Source organism: Mycobacteriales bacterium, assembly GCA_036497565.1.
In the GTDB taxonomy this organism is placed as follows: Bacteria; Actinomycetota; Actinomycetes; order Mycobacteriales; family QHCD01; genus DASXJE01.
The window spans coordinates 14,157-35,413 of record DASXJE010000243.1 but is presented as its reverse complement, the minus strand read 5'-3'; the positions used below and the strand labels follow the sequence as shown (position 1 = coordinate 35,413).

Annotated in this window: 19 protein-coding genes; 7 read left to right on the top strand and 12 right to left on the bottom strand. The window is 69.6% G+C overall.

All coding sequences use genetic code 11. The features are described from left to right. Positions 1–248 precede the first annotated feature (248 nt). Positions 249–680, bottom strand: coding sequence for an STAS domain-containing protein (locus VGH85_19745; GenBank protein ID HEY2176043.1), 432 nt, complete (start codon positions 678–680; stop codon positions 249–251). 402 nt (positions 681–1,082) lie between these two features. On the opposite strand from VGH85_19745, the gene VGH85_19740 reads away from it, so the two are divergent. From VGH85_19740 to VGH85_19730, 3 genes are read left to right on the top strand one after another with little or no spacing between them, the layout of a single operon-like run. After that, entirely contained in the window at positions 1,083–1,439 is a 357-nt protein-coding gene (locus VGH85_19740; protein HEY2176042.1) for an STAS domain-containing protein, read from the top strand. A 26-nt stretch (positions 1,440–1,465) separates the two neighbouring features. Next, positions 1,466–2,266 (top strand): carbon-nitrogen hydrolase family protein, encoded by an 801-nt coding sequence (locus VGH85_19735; protein ID HEY2176041.1) that lies wholly within the window; start codon positions 1,466–1,468, stop codon positions 2,264–2,266. A gap of 16 nt (positions 2,267–2,282) precedes the next feature. Next, positions 2,283–2,933 carry a rhomboid-like protein gene (locus VGH85_19730; protein HEY2176040.1) on the top strand — a complete coding sequence of 217 codons (651 nt, stop codon included), beginning with the start codon at positions 2,283–2,285 and terminating at the stop codon, positions 2,931–2,933. Here VGH85_19730 and VGH85_19725 read toward each other — a convergent pair. The 4 genes from VGH85_19725 to VGH85_19710 all read right to left on the bottom strand — a co-directional run bounded on the left by VGH85_19725 (position 2,921) and on the right by VGH85_19710 (position 6,675). Continuing rightward, entirely contained in the window at positions 2,921–3,748 is an 828-nt protein-coding gene (locus VGH85_19725) for an LLM class F420-dependent oxidoreductase (protein ID HEY2176039.1), read from the bottom strand. The two genes, VGH85_19730 and VGH85_19725, sit on opposite strands and share 13 nt — an antisense overlap. A gap of 35 nt (positions 3,749–3,783) precedes the next feature. Beyond that, positions 3,784–4,713 carry a nitronate monooxygenase gene (locus VGH85_19720; protein HEY2176038.1) on the bottom strand — a complete coding sequence of 310 codons (930 nt, stop codon included), beginning with the start codon at positions 4,711–4,713 and terminating at the stop codon, positions 3,784–3,786. 62 nt (positions 4,714–4,775) lie between these two features. Next, the gene (locus VGH85_19715; protein ID HEY2176037.1) at positions 4,776–5,375 is read right to left on the bottom strand and encodes a redoxin domain-containing protein; all 600 of its coding nucleotides are present in this window, start codon (positions 5,373–5,375) and stop codon (positions 4,776–4,778) included. A gap of 22 nt (positions 5,376–5,397) precedes the next feature. Then, positions 5,398–6,675 (bottom strand): MFS transporter, encoded by a 1,278-nt coding sequence (locus tag VGH85_19710; GenBank protein HEY2176036.1) that lies wholly within the window; start codon positions 6,673–6,675, stop codon positions 5,398–5,400. 63 nt (positions 6,676–6,738) lie between these two features. Between VGH85_19710 and VGH85_19705 the strand changes: the two genes are divergently transcribed. Continuing rightward, positions 6,739–7,662: a PIG-L family deacetylase gene (locus tag VGH85_19705; GenBank protein HEY2176035.1), complete on the top strand. Its 924-nt coding sequence runs from the start codon at positions 6,739–6,741 to the stop codon at positions 7,660–7,662. 9 nt (positions 7,663–7,671) lie between these two features. Here VGH85_19705 and VGH85_19700 read toward each other — a convergent pair whose 3' ends face one another. The 6 genes from VGH85_19700 to VGH85_19675 form a co-directional block, all read right to left on the bottom strand. Beyond that, complete coding sequence (locus tag VGH85_19700) at positions 7,672–8,247, bottom strand: hypothetical protein (protein HEY2176034.1); 576 nt, start codon at positions 8,245–8,247, stop codon at positions 7,672–7,674. A gap of 15 nt (positions 8,248–8,262) precedes the next feature. Beyond that, on the bottom strand, positions 8,263–9,429 hold the full coding sequence (locus VGH85_19695; protein ID HEY2176033.1) for an SPFH domain-containing protein: 1,167 nt from the start codon (positions 9,427–9,429) through the stop codon (positions 8,263–8,265). 9 nt (positions 9,430–9,438) lie between these two features. Beyond that, the gene (locus tag VGH85_19690; protein ID HEY2176032.1) at positions 9,439–9,681 is read right to left on the bottom strand and encodes a hypothetical protein; all 243 of its coding nucleotides are present in this window, start codon (positions 9,679–9,681) and stop codon (positions 9,439–9,441) included. A 104-nt stretch (positions 9,682–9,785) separates the two neighbouring features. Continuing rightward, positions 9,786–10,742: a cyclase family protein gene (locus VGH85_19685; protein ID HEY2176031.1), complete on the bottom strand. Its 957-nt coding sequence runs from the start codon at positions 10,740–10,742 to the stop codon at positions 9,786–9,788. After that, the gene (locus VGH85_19680) at positions 10,724–11,896 is read right to left on the bottom strand and encodes a ScyD/ScyE family protein (protein ID HEY2176030.1); all 1,173 of its coding nucleotides are present in this window, start codon (positions 11,894–11,896) and stop codon (positions 10,724–10,726) included. The genes VGH85_19685 and VGH85_19680 overlap by 19 nt, the downstream gene beginning before the upstream one ends. 142 nt (positions 11,897–12,038) lie before the next feature. Next, the gene (locus tag VGH85_19675) at positions 12,039–13,175 is read right to left on the bottom strand and encodes a YbhN family protein (protein ID HEY2176029.1); all 1,137 of its coding nucleotides are present in this window, start codon (positions 13,173–13,175) and stop codon (positions 12,039–12,041) included. A 461-nt stretch (positions 13,176–13,636) separates the two neighbouring features. Between VGH85_19675 and VGH85_19670 the strand changes: the two genes are divergently transcribed. The 3 genes from VGH85_19670 to VGH85_19660 all read left to right on the top strand — a co-directional run bounded on the left by VGH85_19670 (position 13,637) and on the right by VGH85_19660 (position 18,021). Continuing rightward, positions 13,637–16,105 carry a glycoside hydrolase family 3 N-terminal domain-containing protein gene (locus VGH85_19670; protein ID HEY2176028.1) on the top strand — a complete coding sequence of 823 codons (2,469 nt, stop codon included), beginning with the start codon at positions 13,637–13,639 and terminating at the stop codon, positions 16,103–16,105. Positions 16,106–16,231: 126 nt separating this feature from the next. Then, positions 16,232–17,194: an ATP-binding cassette domain-containing protein gene (locus VGH85_19665; GenBank protein HEY2176027.1), complete on the top strand. Its 963-nt coding sequence runs from the start codon at positions 16,232–16,234 to the stop codon at positions 17,192–17,194. Beyond that, on the top strand, positions 17,191–18,021 hold the full coding sequence (locus tag VGH85_19660) for an ABC transporter permease (GenBank protein ID HEY2176026.1): 831 nt from the start codon (positions 17,191–17,193) through the stop codon (positions 18,019–18,021). The genes VGH85_19665 and VGH85_19660 overlap by 4 nt, the downstream gene beginning before the upstream one ends. 1 nt (position 18,022) lies before the next feature. On the opposite strand, the gene VGH85_19655 is transcribed toward VGH85_19660, so the two are convergent. Then, a complete protein-coding gene (locus VGH85_19655) occupies positions 18,023–21,244 on the bottom strand; it encodes a BTAD domain-containing putative transcriptional regulator (protein ID HEY2176025.1) in 3,222 nt (1,073 codons plus the stop codon). Positions 21,245–21,257: the final 13 nt, after the last annotated feature.

Sequence of the window (21,257 nt, the reverse complement as noted above, 5' to 3'; positions counted from 1 at the left end):
ACGTCGTTCTCACCACGGTGTTCGCGGTTCCACTCGGCATGGTCGATCACGTCGACGGCCACCTCGTCGGGGGCTGCGGAATCATCGACGTCGGCAACCTCGCGCAGCGGACTGGTAGTCACCCGCGCGCACCTCGTTTCTTCACTGGACTGTGTCCCTCCCCCACTACCCAGCGAGGTCCCGTCGAATCGGTCCACCGGCGGGTACGGGGGCGCTCCAGCCCAGGACAGCATTGCTAATCCGTCCGTCTATGCCGGTTCGGACGGAAAGCGCCAAACCTGTCCCTCGTGGGGAGCTTGTGGCGCCTGGTCCTGCATGACGGTGTTGTCGCCGAGGCCGAGCAGCCGGCGTACGGCCCGACTGGGATTGGTGAGCACGAGCGAGCCCACGGATGTGGTCACCACCCGGCGCAGGACGGAGATCAGAGCGTCGAGCCCGGCGGTCGTGCAGGCACTGACTCCGCCGAGGTCCACGGTGATCTGCCCGTGACCGGCGAGGCGCAACCAGTCGAGGGCTTCGTGCAGGCGGTCGGCCGTCATTGGTGTGAGTTCGCCGGCCACTGCGAGCCGCGCACTCGGCCCGCTGGTGGTCACCGACCAGGACAGGAGCGGTCCGGCGTCGGGATGGCTGGATGCGGCGGTCGGCCGCGCACGGGTCCGTTGCGGTGTAGGCGGTGCCATGCCGTGGTCCCCCCCAAGAGCGAAACGGCCGGAGACGCGCAGCCTGAGGGGTCCGATGGAGTCGGGATGACCGCGTGTCGGCGCCGATGGGTGGCCTGTGCGGCTGACTTCCCAACCAGGGGAGACTGTACGTGCGCGGCGCGCCGGGCGCTAGATGCCGTTCACCGTGGATCACCGGTCCGACCTGTGACATACATCCCGTCACCTGTCTGGCCTCTTTGCCTTACAGGCTGCGCGCAGTAGTCTCTCGACGTCGGTTGGGAAGTCAGCCGTTCGTGCCGCGCGCACCGGCCACCGACCTCGTCCACGTGTGTCCTCGCCGCGGTCGGACGCGTCCGGTAGATCATCGGGAGGAGCTACCAGGTGGGATCTTCCGACGTTGCGGCCCGAAGGCCGATCGAGATGACGTTGCTCGAGTTGACGGTCGTCGTCGATGTGGATGGTTGCCAGGTGCAACTCCGCGGGGACCTCGATCTGTGCAGCGCGCCGCTCCTCGAGGAGAATCTGGCGGCGCTGCGTGACAGCGGCTGTCGAGACGTCACGATCGACATTTCCCGACTCGAGTTCTGTGACTGCTCCGGGCTCAATGTCCTGCTCAAGGCGCATGCCGCCCTGCAGCGGGAGGGCGGCGGCCTGACCCTCGCCGGTATCACCGGCCCGGTCCAGCGGATCCTCGAGCTGACCGGGATGGCGGATGTGCTCGGCGTCGACGACATCTTTCTCAACCGGGAGGGACCGGGCACCGCGGAGGCCGTCTGACCCTCCCCCGGCGATATCATCGACGTATGCCCGTTACCGTCGCCGTCGCCCAGTTCGCTGCCGGCACCGACAAGGACGCCAACCTCAAGGCGCTGCACGATGGTGCGCTCGCCGCCGTCGAGCAGGGTGCGGCCCTCATGGTCGCCCCGGAAGATTCGATGTTCACCTCACCGGACCCGGCCGCGGACCTGTCCGGCATCGCCGAGACGCTCGACGGAGCCTTCGCCACGGAGGTGGCCGCCCTGGCCGCCGAGACCGGGTTGACCATCGTCGCCGGGATGACCGAACGGCTGACCGATGACGACCGGGTCTCCAACACCGTCCTCGCGGTCGACGGACGCGGCGAGCGGATCGGGGTCTACCGCAAGCTGCACCTCTACGATGCCTTCGGCTACCAGGAGTCGCTGCGGGTCCGCCCAGCCGACCATGCCGACCCGCTCGTCTTCACCGTGGGCGGTCTCTCTTTCGGCGTCATGACCTGCTATGACCTGCGATTCCCCGAGCAGGCCCGGTTCCTGGTCGACGCCGGCGCGCAGGCACTGCTGGTCCCCGCCGCGTGGGCCAGCGGACCCGCGAAGGAGGACCACTGGAGCACCCTGCTGCGCGCCCGCGCGATCGAAAACACCGTCTACGTCGTCGGGGCCGGGCAGACCGCGCCGCGATGCAGCGGGCACAGCATGATCGTCGACCCGATGGGTGTGGTCCGGGCCAACGCAGGTGAAGAGCCGGCAGTGGCCTCCGCGCAGTTGAGCACGGAACGGCTGGACACGGTGCGGGCCAAACTCCCGAGCCTGTCCCATCGCCGCTTCCGGGTCGTGCCCCGATAGGGCACCCCCGGGTGAGATGGCCGAACAGACGGTACGCCGACGCCGGCAGCTGGTGGTCGTCGATTGGATACGCCGGGCCCCCGCCACCTACCTCTGGCTGACGCTTCTCGCCGGGACGACCACGGTGCTCGTCAACCTGCGGCCCGCTGCCCAGCAACATCTGCTCGTCACCTGGAGCACCAACCTGCACAACCTCGGCCGCGACCCGGTCCAGGTGTTGCTGGCGAGTGCGCTGTGGACCGACGCGGCGTCGCTGGCCGTCTACGCCGTGCTGTTCACGGCGCTGCTCGCCCCCGCCGAGCACTGGCTCGGCACCGGGCGCTGGCTGATCATCGCGGTCGTCGGGCACGTGGGAGCGACCCTGATCAGCGTCGGCGACCTCGCCGCCGACCTCAGTGAGCATGCCGCCGATCCCCGCCTCGCCGACGACGTCGACGTCGGCGTCAGCTACGCCCTGGTCGCGCTATGCGCCGTGCTCACCTACCGCATTCCCTATCCGTGGCGGTGGATCTACCTGGCCGGCGGGCTGGCCCTGCTGATCCCGCCGGTGATCTGGCACGGCACGGTCACCGACATCGGTCACCTCAGCGCGCTGCTGATCGGTCTGCTCTGCTATCCGCTCACCCGCGGACGGCGGTTCTCAACCCGCGCGGGTCACTCTCCGTAGACCTCGGCGATCGCCGACTCGTAGTAGTCGAGTGCGCGTTCGACCGGGCCGAGCCCCGCGGAGGGCAACCAGTGCACGACGCGGCGGAAGCCGGCGGACTCATAGTGCTCGATGACCTTCGCGTCCGGCGGCACGCCCATCACCATGAGATCGATCGGGCGGTCGGCCCGCGCGCGAAGCGCAGCCCCGCGCCCGATGACGTCGGGCGAATGGTTGGGGAACCACGCGTCGCCGAAGGCGAGCACCCGGTCCTCGACCGTAGGACCGGCACCACCGACGAGCACCGGAGGATAGGGCCGCTGTGCCGGCTTCGGCCACGACCAGATCCGGTCGAAGTCCACGTACTTTCCGTGGAAGCTCGCCTCGTCCTCGGTCCAGATCGCCTTCATGGCCCGCATCCGCTCGTCCAGCAGCGCCATCCGGGTACGTGGGTCGGTGCCGTGGTTGGCCATCTCCTCGCGGTTCCAGCCGGCGCCGACACCGAATTCGACTCGGCCGCCGGACAGGACGTCGACGCTCGCGACCTCCTTCGCGGTGATGATCGGGTCGCGCTCGATGACGAGACACACTCCGCTGCCTACCCGCAATCTGGTGGTCGTGGCTGCGGCCGCGGTGAGCGTGACGAAGAGGTCGTAGGTGTGCAGGTACTTGCGCGGCAGTTCGCCGCCGCCCGCATAGGGCGTCGCCCGACTGGCCGGGATGTGCGTGTGCTCGGCGAAGAAGAGCGACTCGTGTCCCCGCTGCTCGACCAGCCGGGCCAGCGAGCCCGGGTCGACGGCGTCGTGCGTTGCGAAGAAGCCCACACCGGTGTCCATCCGGCGAGCCTACGCCGGCGCAACAGCGCGGGTCGTTACAGCCGGGAGGTGAGCTCGGTGACGATTTCGGCCGCCGACTGTGACCGTTTCGCGAGCGCAATACCCTGTCCGGCCCACATCGAGAGCGCTTCGATGTCACCCGTCGTCCCGGCCATCGGTGGTGCCGGCTCGTAGCGAACGATTGATTCGCCGGAGTCGAAGTGCGCGATGACGTCGCCCTCTCCCGGCCGCTGCCCGGGCGGGGGGCGGCCCGCAGCTTCCCACGCCTTCGCCGTCGAGTTGCTGAGCGCGCGGTGCGGAGAGTCGGGCCACCCGACCTCGTACAGGTTGGGATACCACTGGGGATCGGTCTCGGCCGCGGCCATCAGCCGGCGCCGGTAGTCCTCGTGGATCGGCATCTCCTCGGCCAGCAGGAATCGCGTGCCGAGCCATGCGGCCTGTGCTCCGAGGGCGAGCACCGCGGCGACTCCGCGGGCGTCACCGATCCCGCCGGCCGCGATCACCGGCACCGGCGCCACCGCGTCGACCACGGCGGGCACCAACGGCAGCGTCGCGACGCGACTCCACACGTGGCCGCCGGCCTCCCAGCCCTGCGCGACGACCACGTCCACACCGGACGCGACGGCCCGCCGTGCTTCCTCGGCACTGCCGACCGTGAGCATGACGACTCCCCCGGCGTCGTGCACCGACTCGACGTATTCGCCGGCATCCCCCCAGATGAACGAGACGATCCGCAAGCCGGCTTCGAGGGCCTGGTCGAGGCGGCGGTGGTGATCCTCGGTGAGAACGAAGTTGCCGCCGAACGGCCGCGCGGTCAGCGCCGCTGTCTCACGAATGACCGCCCCGGTGTCAGCGGACCAGGTCAGCGTCACCATGCCGAGCGCACCGGCGTTCGAGACCGCGGCGGCCAGCCGCGGAATGGCGGCCATGGGCGCCTGGACGATCGGCTGTTCAATCCCAAGCATCTCGCAAACCGGTGTGCTCACTGCGTTAGTCACTCCCGCACGCTTGCCGGCCACCGGCCGTGTCACTCATACGATGTCGGTGTCGACTCGGGGGACCGCCGGTCCCACCCGTGAAAGTGCGAGTAGTCGCCTGCGTCCCAGGCTTCGCGAAGCCCAGCAGCGCTCAGATCCCAGTCCGGGCGGATCTCGCTAGTGGCGGAACGCACGTCATGCCACAGGTCGTTGAACGACGGGCGCCCGAAGAACCAGTACCCGTTGTAGATGCTGTGAACGACCAGCCCCGGCTTGAGCACCAAGGTGTGCGGGATCATCGGGTTGTGGTCGGGGTCGGTGTATTCCTGGATGTCGAGGTCCTGCTGGACGGTGCGGCCGGGATCGGACAGGAAGGGCCACTGGGCGCCCACCGACGCGCGGAACTCTTGCAGGGTGTGATGGTCGTCGGTGGCGATCGTCGCGATCTGGGTGTAGCCCACCGCTACCTTCGAGTAGTTGGCCGCCAACTCGAGGTGCTGCTGGTGCTCTTTGGGGCAGTAGTTGCCCCGCGCCAGCGTGAGGATAAGCGGATCGCGGCCCTGGATCTCGCTGAGAGTACGCACCGTGCCGGTGTGATCCGGGAGAGCGTAATCAGGGAAGGTGCCGCCAGGTCTGATATCGGGACGCATCGCACGACCGCCTCTCACAACCTCAAATGCCCGACCTCGGCCGGTGCCACCACGGTAGCCGAGGAGTTGCTCTCGCGTGAGTTCTGCCATTACGGGGACGGGTCGAGGCGAGTGTGCTTGCCACCAGCGCGATTCCGCCGAAGACGAGCAGCGGCAGCGCGCTCACCACGGCGGCGAGCGCCCCGCCGGCCAGGCCGGAGACGGCCTCCGCACCCACCTGCAGGGATTGGTTGGCGCCGAGGACGTGTCCCTGCTCGTCGGCGCCGGCCGCCTCGGACAGGGTGCTCGCGCAGAGCGGCAGCACGATCGCCAGGCCCAGAGCGGTCAACCCGAGGGTGACCCAGAGGAGGTTCAGGATGCCCGGTAGCGGAACGACGATCATGGCGACGCCGGTGAGGGTGCCCGCCGCGACGATGAGTGCGTGCGCGGTGAACCGGCGCAGCAACGACCGGAGCAGCCACAGATTGGCGACGACGATGGGCACCGCGACCCACGCGATGAACTCCGACTCGCGGGTGACGCCCAACGCGAACCGGTCGACGAGGTAGAGCGGGTAGACCCGGAAGAAGCCGAAGATCGCCAGGTAGAACAAGACGTTGGTCAGGTAGATCCGGCGAAACCGCCGCTCGGTGAACGCCGCGGTCAGGGTGCCGACGTTCGACCGGGGCCGCCCCGCGGCGGTGGGGCGGTGGGTCTCGGGCAGCCATCTCGCGACTGCTCCGAGGGTCAGCGCCAGCAGCACCGCCACCGCGAAGAACGGAGTCGCTGGCGTGAACCAGCTGACCACCTGGTCGTCGGCAAGTGGACCTCCTACGAGCGGCCCGACGACGTACGCCAGGCTCGAGCTCAGGTAGACGTAGCCGAACAGCCGGCTCCGGTCGGCGGATGACGTGACGTCGGCCAGCGAGCTCTGCGCGATCGAGATGTTCGCCTCGAACAGCCCTCCGACGAACGTGCAGATCACCAGCAGGACGAGGTTGCTTATCAGCAGCGCCGCGCCGACCGACACGTAGACTGCGGTGGCGACCGTCAGCGTGGCGATGAGCACGGGACGCCGACCCCATCGGTCGGACAAGGCGCCCAGCACCGGGGCGCCCAGAAACTGCCCCAGGGGATAGACCGACAGCAGCACCCCGAGCAGCAAGGACCGCTGCGCATGAGACGCCGACGCCGGCAATATGCCCCCGTTGTCGGTCAGCAGAAGTGGCGTGAAAACCGTGATCATGAGGCTGTAGCCGACGAAGCCGACGAAGACCACGACGTAAAGCGGCAGCAATCGCCGTACCGTCCCCGTCGTCACACCGGACAGGCTGCCCGACACCGACCCGACGGGGCGGGATGACGCGCCTCGTAGGCTGGGTCCATGACAAACGGGCACCCGACCGACCGGCCTCTGACGCTGATGGCCGTGCACGCTCATCCCGACGACGAAGCGACGGGAACCGGCGGCATCCTGGCGCGATATGCGGCGGAGGGCATCGAGACCGTGCTCGTGGTCTGCACGGACGGCGCGGCCGGCGACGGCCCGGGCGGGGTCAAGCCGGGCGAGCCCGGTCATGACCGGGACGCGGTCGTCGCCATGCGCCGCAGTGAGCTCGAGGCGAGCTGCGCGGCGTTGAAGGTCGGCGATCTGGAGATGCTCGGCTATGCCGACTCCGGGATGATGGGCTGGGAGAACAACGACGCGCCGGGTTCGTTCTGGACGACACCGGTCGACGAGGCGGCGGCCCGGCTCGCCGATCTGATGCGCCGCTACCGGCCAGACGTCGTCGTGACCTACGACGAGAACGGCTTCTACGGCCATCCCGACCACATCCAGGCGCACCGCGTGACGATGGCCGCGGTGGCATCGACGGGCATCCCGGCCAAGGTGTACTGGACGACGGCACCCCGATCGATGATTCAGAAGTTCGGTCAGCTCATGCGTGAGTACGGCATGGAGTGGGACGAGCCCGATCACTCGCACGAGGATCACTCGCACGAGAATCACTCGCACGGGGATCACTCGCACGGGGACGATTCGCCTGGGGATCATTCGCATCAGGAGCCCGAGATGGAGATCGGGCTTCCGGACGAGCAGATCACCACGTGGGTGGACACCACCGAATTCGGCGGTCAGAAGTACGACGCACTCGCCGCCCACGCCAGCCAGAGCGACAACATCGTTTTCCTGCGGATGGGCAAGGAGAGGTTCACCGAGCTCATGGGTATGGAGACCTTCGTCCGCGTCCAGGACAACACCGACGCGCCGCTCCCCGAGGACGACCTTTTCGCAGGCCTGCGCTGACGAACGGCCCTACGACAGACCGGTCAGGGCGCGCCCACGCGGCGAGAGCCGGTATCCGACGCTGAGCGATTCGGTGAGGCCGAGTTCCTTGAGCTTGCGGACGTTCCGCTTGAAGACGACGGTCTCGTAACCGAGTTCCGCGGCGAGGTCGGGCGCGCGGACCTCCGGGCGCCGGTTGATGATCTCCAGGGTCGCGCCGGTCCAGGGCCCGCGCGGAGCGGCCTTGTCGAACCGGGCCAGACGGTCGAGGAGGTCGGCGCGCTCCTCGCCGGTGAGGTCGGCGACCTCGCGGAGCGCGACCCGCGGGTCAGCTCCCGCGTAACGCAGCCCGACGCGGTAGATCGCCCGGCCCGGACGGTCGCCGAGACGGGCGAACAGGTCGACGCGCGAGGCCGCGCCGGCCCGAACCGCGTCGAGGTCGGTGATGCTGTCCGGCTCGACCTGGTCGACCGACGTCACCTCGACGAGCCCGACGCGGGTGCGCATCTTGGTCCCGACGAGAAGGCGCGGACGATCCCACAACCGATAGCCGAGGTCGATGTCGCCGCGACGGATCGCCTCGAGCTCCGTGGGCCGGATCAGCATGCTGACGTCGGACGGTCAGGCCACGTCGGACTCGTCGGAACGGCGTTCGGGCGAGGACTCGAGTTCACGCTGGGCCCGACCGACGTCGGCGTCCGCCGGCGGCTGCTCGCCCATCCCCTTCTTGATCGAGTCGAGGATGGACATGCCCTGACCGACCAGCCCGGAAGCGATCTCGCCGAGGCCGTCGGCCCCGTTGAGGATGTTGACGTTGGCACCGCTGAGCCCCTGCGCCGCCTCCTTGACGATCAGGGGTAGCTGGTCGATAAGCATGCGGTCGAGCGCGACCCGGTTGTTGGACGCCGCGGCCTCGGCCTGGATCCGCATCTTCTCCGCGTCGGCCTGGGCGAGGACCCGGACCCGCTCGGCCTCCGCGAGCGCGGGCTTGACCACCTCGGCGACCAGTTCCTGCTGGCGGAGTTCGGCCTCCCGCTGGGCGAGCTCGGTCTGCGCGGCGATGACCTCCCGCTGCGTCTGCGCCTGGGTGAGCGGCCCAGCCTGCGCCGCCTCGGCCTGCGCGCGGTCGACCTCGGCCTTGTACTGCGCCTGCACGATCGCCGTCTGCCGGGCGTATTCCGCCTGTGCGCGCTGCGACTGCTGTTCTGCCTCCGCGGCGGCCTGATTCGCCTGCGCCTGCGCGATCTGCGCCTGCCGCTGGATCGCAGCGTTGTGCGGCGCGGCCATCGCCGCGATATAGCCGAGCTTCATGTCGTCGATCGACTGGATCTGCAGCGCGTCGACGCTCAGACCGATCTTGGCCATCTCGGCCTTGGAGCCGTCCAGGACCTCGGTCGCAAGTTTCTGCCGCTCGGTGACGATCTCCTCCACGGTCATCGACCCGACGATCGACCGCAGGTGACCGGAGAAGATCCGGCCGGTGAGCACCGACATCTGGTTCTGGTCGGAGAGGAAACGCTGCCCGGCGTTGACGATGCTCTCGTCGTCGTTGCCGACCTTGAAGGCGATGACCGCCCGCACGTTGAGCGCGATCCCCTGCTTGGTGACACAGGCCTCGGCGACCTCGGCCTCACACATCGCGAGAGTCAGGAAGCGGACCTTGCGGAAGAAGGGCAGGACGAAGGTCCCGTGGCCGGTGACGACGCGGAACGGCGTACCGCCCTCGGAGTGTTGCCCACCAGAGATCAGCATCGCCTGGTCGGGCGCCGGAACGTGATAGCCGAACATTGAGGTCTCCTAATCGGGAACGGCGGTGGACAGTCCAGGGGCGTCGAACCACGGGGTGACGTCGACGGCGCGCGCACCCCGGGATTCGATGACCAGGACGTTTGCCCCCTTCGGCAGCGGTTCGTCGGACCAGGCCAGGTAGGTTTCGGAACCCCCGCGGATCTTGATCAACACCTCGCCGGGGCCGGTGCCGCCACGGGTGGGTTCGGTGAGGACACCGACCCGCCCGACCGCCGAGAAGTCGCGGGCCATCGCCTACCGACCTCCCCGCGTACGCTGCGGCGCCCGACCGACGACTGCCATGCCTCCAACTTACGACGTTTCGCCGACGCGGCGGATGGGCAGGCGTCGGCGCCTCACAGGATCGCGATCGGGTTGACCGGCGAGCCGGTCGCCTCGGGGAGCCGGAGCGGGGCGATCACGCTGAGAAACGACCAGTCGTCGCGGTGCGCACAGGCCTGGGCGAGCTCATCGAGGTCGAGGTAGTCCAGCAGCTGGATCCCCAAGGCGTTGATGGCCAGCACGTGGATCGGGAAGTCGACACCCGCCGTGCTGCTCGGCGCGGCATCGCTGTTGGTGTCGCTGCCCATCAGCGCGATCTGGCGTTCGGCGAGCAGCGGCATCGCGCTGGGGTGTAGCCCGGCCCGGGAGGCGGCGACATCCCAAGGCCCGAGCTCCTCCCTGCGGCGCCGGTGCCCCAGCCGGACGAACAGCAGGTCGCCGGGGCCGACCGTGACGTGCTGCTCCCGCTCGGCCGCAATCAGGTCGTCGGCGTAGACGTGGTCGCCCGGCTCGAGCCACCGCTCACCACGTAGCCGCGGAATGTCCAGGAGTACGCCGCGGCCGACGATCCCGTTCTGGTCGTCGTCGACGTCGAGGGCGTCCGCGCCGGTGGAGGTGACCGCCGTCGCCGGTACGCCGTTGTAGAGCTGCTCGCGGTAGATGACGTGGCAGAGGGCGTCGAGATGGCTGTTCGCGTTGCCGTGCACGTTCATCTCGATGTGATCGGTGGCGAAGTTCAGTCCCTGCGAGTCGTTCTCGAACACCTCGACCCCGGTGCCGGTCATGGTGTGCACCGCATGCTCGGGATCGTCTGCTGCGGCGTGGGTTCCGATCGTGGCGCTCATGCTGACCGTGCGGCCTGCGGTCACCCGCTGCACGGCTGCCAGCACCCGGGCCGGCGTCAGGTGGTTCAGCGCACCGCGACGATCCTGGTCTCCCCAAGGATTGGCGTGGCGTAGCTCGCCGTACAGCGCGTCGAAATCAGCCTGGCTGACCGGCTGATCGGGGCGGGTCAGAAGCGCACCCGCCACACCTGACCGGGCGGAAGAGCAGGCGCACCAGGCTGCGGAACGGCACCGTCGGTGTCCGAGAGGCTGAAGGCTGACACGTAGACGTTGTTGTGCCGATCGAGCGCGAGGCCGGCCGGGAGCGGCACCGCCATGCTGGTGCGGGTGCAGTCGGGGGCGATCTTCACGATGTCGCCCTGACCGTTGGCGCCGCCGAGGAGTTCGCTCACGTAGAGACTGCCGTCGCGGCCGAACTGCACGCCGGTGACGGTGGTGAAGCCGGTCTGGTCGCTCGGGCAGATCGTGCCGCCCTTGCCGTAGTAGCCCAGGATCTTTCCGGTGGTCGCGGAGACCTTCCACACCCGCGCCTCGCCGGGTTCGAAGTGGGCGAGCTCGCCGACGTAGATCGCGTTGCCCGGGCCCCGGGCCAGCGAAGTCGGCACCGACTCCTGGTCACACCCGTTGGGGTCGCGGTGGCCGCCGCAGCCGTGCAGCGGGAACACGGTGAACGGCCGGGCCTTCCCGTTGCGGACGAGGATCAGGTCGTTGGCCGCCGCGTCGGCGGTCAGCGAGCTGTGCCTGCCGAGGGCGAGCACGGCATAGGGATCGGAGTCGACCTGGAGGCCGTCCGGGTTGCGGGTCAGCTCGACCTTGGCGATGTTGGCCACGCTGCTGAGCCGGCCGTGCCTTGCTGCGAGCAGCTTTCCGTTCTGCCACGCCGGGAGTCCGTGCGGAAGCTGGACCGGGAAGTAGGTCTGCTGGATCAGAACCGAGCCGTTCTGGGCGTCGACTCCGTCCGAGCCGGTGGCCGAACCACCGTCCGGTGCAGCGCCCGACAACAGTCCGGTGACGATCCGGTGCGGCCTGGCGTTGTAAGTGAGGCCGGGCTGCGCGATCAGGCTGACCGAGCCGGTGGCCCCGACGCAGGTCTGACCCTCCGGACCCGCGAAGCAGTTGTTCTTGCCGGGATGCAGCGAGCCGCGCCCAGCCTCGGCCACCAGGAGGCCGTGCGGGCCCCAGGCGAGCTGGCGCGGATTGTTCAGCCCGCTGACGACGACGACCGGCTTGGCGGGCGTCGCCGCCGCCGAGGTCGAAGTCGAGGCGGCGGAGGCGGGAGCCGCGACCGCGCCCACTCCGAGAGCCACCGCACCGAGGCCGACGATGATGCGTCGCTTCATGTGAACCCCCCAGGCCGCAGGCCTTCCCGATGATCCACAACCTGCGTCACAGGCACGATGACGTGGGCCGACCCGGCTGTCAATCGATTCGGCCGGACCGGTCACCGACCACTTCCGACGGTGGCGGCTCGGCGACCAGCGGTTACTCCTTCGCGGTTTCGTCCGTGGCGGATAGCTCGCCGGGTGCGGGTTCGTCGGTTACGTGTCCGCCGAACCAGTGGCGCGCACGCGCCGCGGCGAGCACATGCGGAAGCCGCCACGGACGATTGCCGGGGTGCTCGTGCCGCAGTACACCGGCGCGCAGCGACAGGTAGGTCAACGCCGAAGCCGGGATGGGCAGCCAGAAGTTCACCAGGCGGTAGCTCACCACGCCGAGGATCGCGATGCCCCGCGGCGTACCGAAGCCCACCAGGGTCGGGACGAGCACGCCCTCGACGATTCCCAGGCCACCGGGGGTGATGGGCAGTACGGCGACCACGTTGGCCAGGCCGAAGGCGACCAGCAGCCCGCCCGGGGTGGTCAGATGGCCGAACGCGAGGACGAAGACCCACAGCGACGCCGCGTCGAGGAGCCAGTTGACGGTGGCCCAGCAGATCGCCGCGGTGAGCCGCTCCCGGTCGCTCCCGAGGATCCGCAACTGCTCGGCGACCTTGCGGAGGGCTCGCTCGGCCATGTCCGGGGTCACCACCGGAAGGTGCGTGGCGGCGGTCCGGACGAAGCGGACCGACCCCTCCCGGCCGAAGGTGAGCGCGAAGACCATCGCCCCCGCGCCGAGTAGCAGCAGGACGCCGAGCAGTGCGCCCAGGGCGTAGAGCAGGTTGGCGCCCTGGATGGCGATGGTCACCAGCAGCCCGATCAGGAGCATCACGTTGAGCACCACCGCCGACCCGATGCCCTGCACGGTGATGCCGATCAGGGCGTCGGGCCCCCGGACTCCAGCGCTGATGAGCAGCCGCAGCCGCAGGGCCGCGGCCGTCGCCGAGCCGCCGGGCACGACGTGGCTGACCCCGAGTGAGGTCACGTCGATGCGGAACAGGGTCCACCACGACGGCCGGCCGGTGCGGGGAAGCACGACCCGGGTCAGTGCCGCGTAGGCACACAGCGACAACACCTCGAGAGCGATGCCGACGACGACGTACCCGGGATGGACCCGGACGAGCAGGTGCAGCGCCTTTCGGGCACCGGCGAGCTGCGGCAGGACCAGGTACTCCACCACCAGGGCGAAGATCACCAGGCCCACGCCGCGGGTCAGCCAGACCGGCGGCCGAATTCTCCTCACTGAGCCATCGTGCCGGGTCGACCGGGGTCCTCGCGGTCCGGGCGCAGATCCGGCGCAGATCCGGGCGCGTCGAGATCCGGGCCACTCTTCCCGGCGAGCCAGCATCTCGACCGGCATCATCGCCCCGGACGGCCGGCGACGGCGACGCCTGCGCCGATCATCGGACGCTCTACTCGCAAATCCGGCCGAGTTTTGCGAGTAGCACGTCCGATGTCGGCGCGCTCCCCGGCCGCCGGGGGCCACCGATGGGGAGCGCTGTCACACGTAAGACGCCAGTCGTTATTTTCGGCGCGCGTGGTCGCCATTCCGTTATATAGCCGCTATTGACCGGGGAAAAAGCGCGGGCATACACTCCCGCGTCGGTTGTGAAAACACTTCTCTCCCGAGCGCTCCTGCTTTCTGTTTCGACAGTAAAGGCAACGACTGAGGCTGATCCGCTAACGACCTGAGGAGGTCGCGCAATGGCCGGTGCGTTTTTCGGTGGTCGGGCCCGAGGAAGAACAACCGCGTCACTCGCGGCGGTGGCGGTCGTCGGTGCGTTGGCATTCGCGGTGCCGTCGCTCGCCAGCCAGGGCGACGGAAGCGCCGCTCACGCGAAACAGCCGTGGCTCAACCCCCACCTATCGGTCGGCACCCGGGTCGACGCCTTGGTCAACGCTATGACACTTCCGGAAAAGGTCGGGCAGATGGACCAGCAGCTGGTCACTACCCTGACCGACTCCAACAGCGCGACCTGCGGTGACAACGGCTTCAACCTGCCCAATCCCGCATGCATGCAGAAGATATTGATCGACCAGCACGCCGGCTCGATTCTCGCCGGAGGCACAAATAACCCGATCGACACCACCGGCAAGGGTGGCCCCGGCAATACGGGCTTCGACTGGGCCAACGAATACAACATCATCCAGCAGTACGCGATCAAGAACTCGCGGCTGCACATCCCCCTGATCTTCGGCGTCGACGCGGTGCACGGCTTCGGCCACCCGTGGCAGGCGCCGCTCTACCCGCAGTCGATCGGGATGGGAGCCACCTGGGACCCGGCGGCGGCCCGGGCCGGCGGCGCCGCGACCGCCAAGGCCCTGCAGGCGACCGGGTGGAACTGGGCGTTCGCCCCGGTGCAGGACCTGTCGCGGGACAACCGCTGGGGCCGGACCTACGAGACCTGGGGCGAGGAGCCGGCGCTGACGGCGGCCATGGGCGGGGCCAACGTGCAGGGCCTCCAGGCACCGGCCGGTGCCGGGAAGCTGGGCGTCGCGGCGACCGTCAAGCACTTCGCCGGCTACTCGCAGGCGGTCAACGGGCACGATCGCAACGAGGCGCTGCTCCCGCTCAGCTACCTGCAGAGCATGATCCTCCCGTCCTACGCCGGCGGGATCGACGCCAACGCTGACAGCGTCATGGTCGACTCCGGGTCGATCAACGGCGTACCGGCTACCGCGTCGCACTATCTGCTCACGGACATCCTGCGCAAGCAGATGGGTTTCCAGGGCGTCGTCATCAGCGACTACCAGGACGTGCCCGCGCTGCAGAGCGCCTACCACGTGGCCCCTGATCTTGCCGGCGCCATCGCCAAGGCGGTCAACGCCGGCGTCGACATGAGCATGGAGGTCTTCGCGCCGGACCAGTGGCAGACGGCGGCCCTGCTGGACGTCCGGACCGGGAAGATCTCCCGTGCGCGGATCGACCAGGCCGTACGCCGGATCCTCACCTTGAAGTTCCACCTCGGACTCTTCGACCAGCCGTGCGTCAACGACCCCTCCACCCCGTGCCTCGACGCCCACGCGGCCGACGCTGCGGTCAACTCCGGCCGGCAGGGCACGCTCGCCGCGGCCCGGGAGTCGGTCACGCTGCTGCGTAACGAGAACAACGCGCTGCCCCTGTCGCCGACCGGGAAGGTGGTCGTCACCGGGCCGAGCGCGGACTCCATGACCAACCAGCTCGGCGGGTGGAGCGTGAGCTGGCAGGGCGTCTTCGGCTCCGGGCACGTCTGCTGCGCCGGGCCGGCCAACCAGATCCCCCCGGGTACGACGGTCCTCAAGGGCATCCAGGCGGCCGATCCCCACGCGGTGTCCGCGCCCGACCAGGCCAGCGCCCTGGCTCAGGCCGGGAGTGCGAGCGCCTACGTCGTGGCGGTCGGCGAGAAGGCCTACGCCGAGGGCCTCGGCGACAACCCGGCGCCGGCGCTGCCGCCGGACCAGCAGGCGCTGATCACCGCGCTCGAGGGAACGGGCAAGCCGGTCATCGTCGTCGTCCTCGCGGGCCGTCCCGTCGGCCTGGGGTCGGCGGAGCAGGCGGACGGCGTCCTCATGGCCTACCAGGGCAGCACCGAAGCCGGCCGGGCGGTCGCGGACGCGATCTTCGGCAAGATCAACCCGAGCGGAAAGCTGCCCGTCAGCTGGCCGTCGGACGCGAAGACGGTGGGCGGCGACTTCGACGGCGCGGCGGCCTCCCCACTGGGCGACCAGCCGAAGTTCTTCGACCAGCTGCCGGGCACCGGGTCAGGTCCCGGTCACCTCTACAACCCCCTGTACCCGTTCGGATACGGCCTCTCCTACACCACCTTCGACACCCACGACCTCTCGGTGACACCCCACGTTTCGGCCAACAGCAATGCGGCGGCGACCTTCACCGTCACCAACACGGGGACCCGGAGCGGGACCGACATCGTGCCGGTCTACGTGAGCCAGCCGGTCAGCAGCGTGGTCGTGCCGCCCCAGCGGCTGGTCGGCTTCACGAGGGTCACGCTCGGAGCCGGCAAGTCCACGGTGGCCCACGTCTCCTTCCCGGCCTCGGCGCTGGCCGAGACCCAGGGCGACATCAACGCCTCCGGACCGCCGACGGTCGAGCCCGGTGACTATGTGGTCGCGCTGAACAAGAACGACACGACGCCCTACGACGTCGCCGTGTCGGCACCCTTCACGATCTTCTGATCCCCGGGGTCGCCCCGGGAGAGCGGCCGCCAGCGTGCTGCCAGTGGCTGTCAGCGAGGTGTGCGGGCGCTGACAGCCGCCCTTGGCACGGTGCAGTCAACACCGCACCGACCGAGGAGGAAGCACATGACGTACGCGATCAGGGCGGAGGGGCTCGTAAAGCGCTTCGGCCAGACCGTGGCGCTGGCCGGGGTCGATCTCGCCGTCCCACAGGGCGCGGTGATGGGGGTCCTCGGGCCGAACGGCGCCGGCAAGACCACGGCGGTCCGCATCCTCGCCACGCTGCTTCAACCGGATGCCGGCCACGCCACGGTCGGCGGTCTCGACGTCGTCCGTGACGCGAACAAGGTACGGCGAGAGATCGGCCTCACCGGGCAGTACGCCTCGGTCGACGAGGACCTCACCGGGCGGGAAAATCTGGTCCTGATCGGCCGGCTACTCGACCTGACCCGGGCCGACTCCCGGGTCCGGGCGCGGGGGCTGCTCGCCGACTTCGAGCTCACCGAGGCGGCCGACCGACCGGTCAAGACCTACTCGGGGGGCATGCGCCGACGGTTGGACCTCGCGGCCAGTCTCGTGGGCCGGCCGTCGGTGATCTACCTCGACGAGCCGACGACCGGCCTCGATCCCGGTAAGCGGGACGACGTCTGGCGGATCATCCGCGACCTCGCCGACGACGGGGTCACCGTGCTGCTCACCACCCAGTACCTCGACGAGGCCGATGCCCTTGCCGACGAGATCTCGGTGATCGACCACGGCACCGTCATCGCCCACGGCACCCCGCACGAGCTCAAGCAGATCGTCGGCGGCCAGACCCTGCAGGTCCGGCCGGTCGACCCGAGCCGGCTCGACGAGGTGGCCGCGATCCTGCTCGCGGTCACCGACCACGAAGTGGAGTCACCGAGCCGGGGCGTGCTGAGCGTCGCCGTCGACGGCGACGCCGCACTGACCACCGTCGTACAGCGCCTGCATCGCGACGGAATCGCGGTCACCGAACTTGCACTGGGCCTGCCCAGCCTCGACGAGGTGTTCTTCGCTCTCACCGGGCGGCGGGCCACCGAAGAAGACGACAAGGAGAACGCAGCATGAGTGTCCTGACCGCGCCGCCGGTCACCGAGGCGCCGAACCGTCCGACCCCCAACCCGACCCCGGCGCGCCCGATGGCACTGGTGCGCCACAGCCTCGCTCTCGCGCAGCGCAGCATCATCAAGATCAAGCGCACGCCCGAACAGCTGATGGATGTGACCCTGCAGCCGATCATCTTCGTGCTGCTCTTCGTCTACATCTTCGGTGGCGCGGTCGCCGGGTCGACCCACGACTACCTGGAGTTCGTCCTGCCGGCGATCATGGTGCAGACCGTGGTCTTCTCCTCGGTGAGTATCGGCGTCAACCTGAACACCGACGTCGACAAGGGCGTCTTCGACCGGTTCCGCAGCCTGCCGATCCCGCGATCAGCACCACTGGTCGGGGCGGTGCTCGGCGAGGTCGTCCGCTATGCGATCTCGGTCGCCGTCCTGATGGGATTCGGGTCGCTGCTCGGCTTCCGGGTGGCGACGGATCCGCTCTCGGCGCTGGCCGCGTGCCTGCTGGTCATCCTCTTCGCGCTGTGCATGTGCTGGATCTCGGTCTACCTCGGCATGGTCTTCCGCCAGCCGAGCGCGGTGCAGGGCGTGGGCTTCCTGCTGATGTTCCCGCTCACCTTCGGCAGCAACATGTTCGTGCAGACATCCAGCATGCCGGGCTGGCTGCAGGAGTGGGTCAAGATCAACCCGATCACCCACCTCGTCGACGCCGTCCGTGACCTCATGCTCGGGGGCGCCGTGGCGGTCCCGGTGCTCGAGGCACTGGCCTGGGGCGTTGGCATCGTGGCCGTTTTCGCGCCGCTCGCGGTGCGGGCCTACCGCCGGAAGGCCTGACCTAACCCGCGCAGCCGACGCGCTCGTCCCCTCCCCCACCTCGCGGGAGCAGGGCGAGCGCGTCGTCGCGTTCCAGCCGGCTGCCGCGCCGGTATGCCTCGTCGTAGGCGTCGTCGCCGAGGCGATCGCGTAGCCACCCGGACAGCCGTTGTGCGTCCGGATTGCCGACATCTTCGGTGCCGCGCAGGGCGGTGGCCGCTCCCAACTGTTCGGCCGCCCGGACGGCGTCACCGTCGGCGCGCAGCGTCCACTCCGCGGTGACGATCAAGATCACCGCGACAACGGGCATGTCGTGGGTCGCGGTTGCCAACGCGGTCGCCTCACGCAACCGAACCCCGGCCGAGGCCAGATCACCCTCGGCTAGGTCGAGACTGACCAGTCCGGCCAGCATGATCGCCTTGGCCTGGGGCGGACCGACACCGGACCGGTCGACACGGCTCAATGCCCCTTCGGTCAATGTGCGGCTCAACGTCGGGTCCCCGACCAACCGTGCGATCTCGCCGAGGCCGTGCTGGGCCAATGCCTCGAACAGCCCGCTGCCGGACTCCTGGGTGCTCTCCGCAATCTGGCGTAGCTCGGCTTTCGCCTCTTCCATCTCGCCTCGGCGGGCCCGCACCATGGCGATGCGGACCTGCATGAAGCTCCTGTCGTTCTGGGCGTTGAGCTCGGTCATCAACCGGAGCGCGCGCTGGTACTCCGCCAACGACCTGTCCAGGTCGCCCTCGTTCATGTATTGGTTGGCCAGGGCGGCCACCGAGTTGCTGAGGCCCCACCGCTCGCCGATCTCGTCGAACGCCCTGGCCGCATCGGTCAGGTCGACCACCATCTGAGCGACATCGCCCTGGTTTTCGGCGATGAAGCCCCGGAGCATCCGCAGCGTCGCGTTGGTCCACCGGTCCGGGTTGGCCAGCCCGCGTTCGATCGTGCGGAGCGCACGCGGGATGTCTTCGGCGAGCATCGCCATGCCCGGCTCGACGAGGCTCAGCACCGGATGCCGGTTGCGGGCATCGAAATCGGGAAAACTCTCCAGCATCTCGATCGCCGTTTCCCGGCTCCGGTCCTGCTGCCCGACGGCCATCGCGCTGATCGCCTGCACCGTCGCGGCCACCGCCCGCTCTTCGGTCGGCGACTCACCCGGCACCGCGAGCGCCATCTCGAGCCAGCTGGCAGCCTCCCCATGACTGCCACGGAGCGTCCAGAACCAGCTGAGTGCAGCGCCGAGGCGGATCGCCGTCGCCGCGTCCTGCGCGTCGATCGCGTAGCGCAGTGCGGCCAGGAGGTTTTCCCGCTCCATGCTGAGCCGGGCGAGCCACGGCAGCTGATCCGCGCCGCGGAGGAACGGGTCGGCGGTCTCCGCGAGGTCCCGGAAGTAGCCTGCGTGCCGGGCCTGCACATCGGCGATCGAGCCCTCGTCGGCGAGCCGCTCGGCGCCGAACTCCCGGATCGTCTCGAGCATGCGATAGCGCGGCGGGTCACCGTCGACGAGGAGCAGCAAGGATCTGTCGACGAGAGCGGCGAGCAGGTCCGGCACCTGCCCCGCCGGTACGACGTCGGCGCTCACCGCCTCGGCGCTCTCGACCGTCGTACCGGCCGGAAACACCGCGAGCCGGCTCGCGAGCCTGCGCTCCGGGTCGCTCAGCAGGTCCCAGCTCCACTCGACGACGGCCCGCAGCGTGCGATGCCGGGGAACAGCCGTCCGGCTCCCGCCGGTCAGCAGCCGGAAGCGGTCACCGAGACGGGCGGCGATCTGCTGCACCGACATCGACCGCAGCCGGGCCGCGGCGAGCTCGATCGCCAGGGGGAGGCCGTCGAGCCGGCGACAGATCTCGATCACCGCCTCGACGTTGTCGGGTTCGACGGCGAATCCCGGGGCGACGGCCGCCGCGCGGTCGGAGAACAACCGGACTGCGGGGCTCGCCATGGCGTCGACGACGGAGCCGCCGACGGCCGGCCGAGCGAGGGGCGTGACCGGAAGCAGCGTCTCTCCCACGATGGCCAGCGGCTCCCGGCTGGTGGCCAGGATGCGCAGGTCGGGGCAACGGCCGAGCAACTGGTCGGCGAGGGTGGCCGCCGCGTCGATCACGTGTTCGCAGTTGTCGAGGATCAGCAGCGCCTGCGCATCGACGAGGGAGTCGAGCAGGCCACTCATCACATCGCGGGACGTGCCCTGCCGGCGGAGGTCGAGCAGGGTCGAGTCGCGGGGCCCGAGCGCGCCGAGAACGGCCTGGGGCACGTCGCCCGGGTCGGTGACCGAGGCAAGCTCGACCATCCACACCCCGTGGTGCATCGCTTCACCCGCCCGTGCACCGGTTTCGGCGGCCAGCCGGGTCTTGCCGCCGCCGCCCGGCCCGACCAGGGTGATCAGCCGGCTGTCACCCAGCAGCTTGCCGATCCGCTCAACCTCCTCGTCCCGTCCGACGAAACTCGTCAGTGGCGACCGCAGGTTGTGACGTGGTGCCACGGGAGTCGGCTGCTCGGGGTGCTTCGCGGCGGGCTCGCCCCGCAACACGGCGAGGTAGGCGGCCTGCAGTTGCGGCCCAGGGTCGACACCGAGCTCGTCGGCGAGCATCCGCCGGGTCTGCTCGTACGTCGTCAGGGCATCTGCCTGGCGCCCGACGGCGTACAGCGCGGTGACCAACGCGGCGCGCAGCCGCTCCCGCAGCGGATATTCGGCGGCGAGACTCTCGAGTTCCCCGACGACCGCCGCGTGACGTCCGAGCGCGATGTCGGCGTCGATCCGGTCCTCGCGGGCGGTCAGCCGCAGCTCCTCGAGCCGGGCGGCGGCCGCGGCGACGAACGGTGCGTCGCCGGCGTCGGTCAGCGCCGGACCGCGCCATAGCTGCAGCGCCGAGAACAGGGTCTCGCTCGCGGCGCGCGGTTCGCCGGCGTCGAGTTGCCGGCGGCCATGGCGGGCCAGCCGCTCGAAGTGGCGGGCGTCGACGTCGTCGACCGGTAGCACGAGCCGGTATCCACCGCCGGTGGAGGCGATCGCCGACCGGTCCGGGAGGATCCGGCGCAGCCGGGATACCAACGATTGCAGGGCATTGGCCTCGTCGGCCGGTGGCGCCGATCCCCACAGCGCGTCGACCAGGGACCGGGTCGCCACGATGCTGCCCGCGTCCAGGGCGAGCCGGATCATCAGCGCGCGCAGCCGGACGCCGCCGACCTCGAGCGGCCGGCCGTCCTCGGTGACGACGAGCGGACCCAGCATGGAGACCTGCACAGGACCACTCTCT

Coding starts and splice junctions, on each gene's coding strand:
- VGH85_19735 (HEY2176041.1), top strand. CDS start 1,466: ATGCCCGTTACCGTCGCCGTCGCCCAGTTCGCTGCCGGCACCGACAAG.
- VGH85_19700 (HEY2176034.1), bottom strand. CDS start 8,247: ATGCTGATCCGGCCCACGGAGCTCGAGGCGATCCGTCGCGGCGACATC.
- VGH85_19715 (HEY2176037.1), bottom strand. CDS start 5,375: ATGCGTCCCGATATCAGACCTGGCGGCACCTTCCCTGATTACGCTCTC.
- VGH85_19730 (HEY2176040.1), top strand. CDS start 2,283: ATGGCCGAACAGACGGTACGCCGACGCCGGCAGCTGGTGGTCGTCGAT.
- VGH85_19720 (HEY2176038.1), bottom strand. CDS start 4,713: ATGCTTGGGATTGAACAGCCGATCGTCCAGGCGCCCATGGCCGCCATT.
- VGH85_19660 (HEY2176026.1), top strand. CDS start 17,191: ATGAGTGTCCTGACCGCGCCGCCGGTCACCGAGGCGCCGAACCGTCCG.
- VGH85_19670 (HEY2176028.1), top strand. CDS start 13,637: ATGGCCGGTGCGTTTTTCGGTGGTCGGGCCCGAGGAAGAACAACCGCG.
- VGH85_19725 (HEY2176039.1), bottom strand. CDS start 3,748: ATGGACACCGGTGTGGGCTTCTTCGCAACGCACGACGCCGTCGACCCG.
- VGH85_19695 (HEY2176033.1), bottom strand. CDS start 9,429: ATGTTCGGCTATCACGTTCCGGCGCCCGACCAGGCGATGCTGATCTCT.
- VGH85_19705 (HEY2176035.1), top strand. CDS start 6,739: ATGACAAACGGGCACCCGACCGACCGGCCTCTGACGCTGATGGCCGTG.
- VGH85_19665 (HEY2176027.1), top strand. CDS start 16,232: ATGACGTACGCGATCAGGGCGGAGGGGCTCGTAAAGCGCTTCGGCCAG.
- VGH85_19745 (HEY2176043.1), bottom strand. CDS start 680: ATGGCACCGCCTACACCGCAACGGACCCGTGCGCGGCCGACCGCCGCA.
- VGH85_19680 (HEY2176030.1), bottom strand. CDS start 11,896: ATGAAGCGACGCATCATCGTCGGCCTCGGTGCGGTGGCTCTCGGAGTG.
- VGH85_19690 (HEY2176032.1), bottom strand. CDS start 9,681: ATGGCCCGCGACTTCTCGGCGGTCGGGCGGGTCGGTGTCCTCACCGAA.
- VGH85_19740 (HEY2176042.1), top strand. CDS start 1,083: ATGACGTTGCTCGAGTTGACGGTCGTCGTCGATGTGGATGGTTGCCAG.